Origin of the sequence: Streptomyces globisporus (assembly GCF_003501885.1) — a bacterium.
Taxonomy (GTDB): domain Bacteria; phylum Actinomycetota; class Actinomycetes; order Streptomycetales; family Streptomycetaceae; genus Streptomyces; species Streptomyces globisporus_D.
Map to the genome: position 1 here is coordinate 1 of NZ_QWFA01000326.1, position 3690 is coordinate 3690.

3 protein-coding genes and 1 pseudogene are annotated in these 3690 nt (G+C 72.6%); 3 read left to right on the plus strand and 1 reads right to left on the minus strand.

The window, feature by feature from the left end; translation table 11 throughout:
- Positions 1-140 precede the first annotated feature (140 nt).
- Positions 141-1454, minus strand: a complete 1314-nt coding sequence (locus tag D3105_RS32950; protein ID WP_118906494.1) for an alanine racemase — start codon at positions 1452-1454, stop codon at positions 141-143.
- A gap of 134 nt (positions 1455-1588) precedes the next feature.
- Here D3105_RS32950 and D3105_RS32955 point away from each other — a divergent pair, with 134 nt between their 5' ends.
- From D3105_RS32955 to D3105_RS32965, 3 genes and pseudogenes are all read left to right on the plus strand, one after another.
- On the plus strand, positions 1589-2773 hold the full coding sequence (locus D3105_RS32955) for a sugar kinase (protein WP_118906495.1): 1185 nt from the start codon (positions 1589-1591) through the stop codon (positions 2771-2773).
- Positions 2770-3528: an IclR family transcriptional regulator gene (locus tag D3105_RS32960; RefSeq protein ID WP_118906496.1), complete on the plus strand. Its 759-nt coding sequence runs from the start codon at positions 2770-2772 to the stop codon at positions 3526-3528. Before D3105_RS32955 ends, D3105_RS32960 begins: the two co-directional genes overlap by 4 nt.
- Positions 3529-3534: 6 nt before the next feature.
- A pseudogene (locus D3105_RS32965) lies at positions 3535-3690 on the plus strand (RidA family protein); the annotation flags it as partial.

A 3690-nucleotide genomic window follows, 5' to 3' on the forward strand; every position in this document is an offset into this window, starting at 1 on the left:
TGGTCCTGCGTGACGCGCTCGTCGTCGACGGCACGTCGGCGCGCTGTAGGAGCGCGCCGGTGCCGTCGACGACGAGCGCGTCACGCAGGACCAGGTCCATGGGTGGCCTTTCGGGGCGGGAGGAGGGAAGGGGCGGCTGCTCAGAAGAACGTGCGGATGTAGTCCGTGACCGTGCCGTCCGCCTCGACCAGCGGGATCAGCTGCCACTTGTCGAAACTGGTGCAGGGGTGGGAGAGGCCCATGCCGACCCAGTCGCCCACCTCCAGCTCGGCCCCTGCCTCCGTCCGTACCCAGGTGTGCTGGTCGGAGAGGCCGGTGACCGTGACCCCGGTGGCGGGCCGCACCGAGCCGTCCCGGCCGGAGCGGACCACCTGCGCCTCGGGCAGGTCGAGGTCGTACGCCGCGTCCCGCTTGCCCGCGTTCAGGAACGCCTGCTCGCCGGTCGGGCGGGAGACGACCTGCGCCCAGAGCCGGAAGGCGGGCTCCAGGGCCCCCTCCTCGGGGACGCGGTTGAAGGGCGTGAGGTGCTTGTAGTGGCCGTCGTCGTGCGAGACGTACGCCCCGGAGCGCAGCAACTTCAGGACGGGCAGGCTCAGTTCGGGGATCGCGGCGAAGACGTCGGCGACCGCGTCGAACCAGGCGCTGCCGCCCGCGCTGATCACGATCTCTTCGGCCCCGGCGAACCGCTTCTCGCTGTCGAAGGCGGCCGCCAGCGCGACGAGCCGCCGCAGCCACGCCCGTACCCGCTCGGGGTCGGCGTCCGGCACCTCGCCCTCGTAACCGGCGACGCCCACCAGGCGCAGCGAACCGGCCGCCGCCACCGCGTCGGCCACCGCCGTGCAGTCGGCCTCCGTACGGGCTCCGGTACGCGCGCCCTCGCCCGCGCCCAGCTCGACGACCACGTCGACCGGGAGGGTGGCACCCGCCGCGCCGAGGGCCGCGTCCATCAGCTCGACGCCGCGCACGGAGTCGACGTAACAGACGAAGCGGAACGACGGGTCGGCCGCCATCTCGCCGGCCAGCCAGCGCAGGGCGACCGGGTCGACCAGTTCGTTGGCGAGGAAGATCCGCCCGATCCCGTACGCCCGGTAGACCCGCGCCTGGTGCGGTACGGCGGCCGTGATGCCCCACGCGCCGCGCTCCAGCTGGTCCACGAAGAGCTGCGGGGACATGGACGTCTTGCCGTGCGGGGCGAACGCGAGGCCGTGGCGCTCCGCGTACGTCTCCAGGAGGTCGAGGTTGTGGGCCACCGACTCGGCGGAGAGCGCGAGGACGGGGGTGGTGAACCCGCCGGTGAAGAGGTTGCGGCGCTCGGCGGCCAGTGCCCCGACGGTCAGGCCCTCCGCGTCCGGTGGCAGCGCCTTGAAGCGTTGGTCGACGCGCTCGTCGGCGAGGGAGGCCGTGAGGGATGCCGCGGAGGACGCGGTGCGGTCGGTGGGGCTTTCGGCTGCCAAGGGGAGCTCCTCGAAGTTTCGTTGCAACATATGCAACACCCATTGCGTATATCGCTCAACGCTGTCTAACATCCGAGCCGATGCCCGGTCAATGGTGACCACCGGCCCGCACGCCGATCAGCGAGGAGCCCTCAGTGTCCGGACCCGCAGCAGGGACGGCCGTCGCCGCCACGACCACCGATGTCGTCTGTCTCGGTGAGTCCATGGTGACGTTCCTGCCCTCGCAGCCCGGCCGCCTCGCCGACGTGCCCTCCTTCGGGCGCGGGATCGGCGGGGCCGAGTCCAACGTGGCCTGCGCGCTCGCCGCCGCCGGGCACCGGGCGGCCTGGGTCGGCCGGGTCGGCGCGGACGGGTTCGGCGACCACCTCGTCGAGACGATCGCGTCGTACGGGGTCGACACGTCGGCGGTCCGCCGCGATCCGGTCCGGCCGACCGGCATCTACTTCCGTACGGCCACGGACCGGGGGACCGACACGCACGAGGTCGCGTACTACCGGGCGGGGTCGGCGGCGTCCGCGATGTCGCCGGCGAACATGCCGTACGAGGAGCTGTTCGCGGGGCGCATCCTGCATCTGTCCGGGATCACGGCGGCGCTGTCCGGCGACTGCCTGGCGCTGCTGCGGGAGCTGACGGCCGCGCAGCCGGGTCGCCCGTTGGTGTCGTTCGACGTGAACCACAGGCCGCATCTGTGGCGGGGCGGCGACGCGGGTGCGTCTGTGCTGCTGGAGCTGGCGCGGCGGGCCGATCTGGTGTTCGTCGGGGAGGACGAGGCGGAGGAGGCGTGGGGGATCGTCGGCGCGGAGGCGATCCGGGCGGCGGTTCCGGAGCCGTCCGTGCTGGTCGTGAAGCGGGGGAGTGCGGGCGCGACGGTGTTCGCCTCGGGGCTCCGCCCCGGACCCCGCTCCTCAAACGCCGCAGGGGCTGTAGATGCCCCGGCTGCACGCTCCACGGAGGGTGGAGGGGCTGATTCTGCCGCCGGAGCCCGTTCGCCGAGTGCCGGAGGGGCTGAAGATTCCGACACCGTCACCCACGTCCCCGCCCTCCGCGTCGACGTCGTCGCCGCCGTCGGGGCCGGAGACGCCTTCGCCGCCGGGTTCCTCTCCGCCACCCTGCGCGGGCTGCCCGTCCGTGACCGAGCCCGGCACGGGCACCTGATGGCCGCCGCCGTCCTCACCGTCCCCGGTGATCTCACCGACCCGCCCGCCCGCGACCATGCCGACCGGCTCGTCGCCCTCGACGACGACGCCTGGGGGAGACTTCGTCTCGGCCCCGGCTGGACCGCAGCCGACCGGGCCTCCGAGGAGGTACGCACACCATGAGCCAGACCGTCGACCGGGCGTTGAGCATCCTGCCGCTGCTCGCCCAGGGACCCGCCGACCTCGGGCAGGTCGCCGAGCGGCTCGGCGTCCACAAGTCCACGGCGCTGCGGCTGCTGCGTACGCTCCACGAGCACGGCCTCGTCTACCGCCAGGAGGACCAGCGCTACCGCCTCGGCGCCCGGCTGTTCGCCCTCGCGCAGGAGGCCGTCGAGAATCTCGACGTACGCGAGATCGCCCACCCCCACCTGGTCGCCCTGAACGACCGGTGCGGGCACACCGTCCACCTCGCCGTGTACGAGGAGCAGGAAGTCCTCTACATCGACAAGGTGGAGAGCCGCTACCCGGTCCGGATGTACTCCCGGATCGGGAAGCCCGTCGCGATCACCGTCGCGGCCGTCGCCAAGCTGCTGCTGGCCGATCTCACCGAGCCCGAGCGGCGCGCCATCGCCGAGAAGCTCGACTACCCCATGTACACGTCCCGTTCGACGCCCGACGCGGCCGCCTTCCTCAAGGAGCTGGCCGTCGTCCGCGAACAGGGCTGGGCCACCGACCTCGGTGGCCACGAGGAGTCCATCAACTGCATCGGCGCCCCCGTCCGCGGCGCGGACGGGCGGGTCGTCGCGGCCATGTCGGTGTCCGCACCCAATGTGGTCGTCACGGCCGAAGAACTCCTCACCCTGCTCCCGCTGGTCCGGCGCACCGCCGAGACCATCAGCCGGGAGTACTCCGGCACCAACCGACCCAAGAAAGTCTGATCAGCCATGACCGAGAAGACCGCCCTCACCCCCTCCACCCACACCACGCCGCCCGCGAAGTTCTCGCACGGCGTGAAGAAGGGGAACATCCTCCAGGTCGCCGGCCAGGTCGGCTTCCTCCCCGCCGTGGAGGGCCAGGCCCCCACCCCGGCCGGCCCTGCA

Excerpts from the sequence above, each read along its gene's own strand:
- D3105_RS32960 (WP_118906496.1), top strand. The coding sequence starts at position 2,770 with ATGAGCCAGACCGTCGACCGGGCGTTGAGCATCCTGCCGCTGCTCGCC.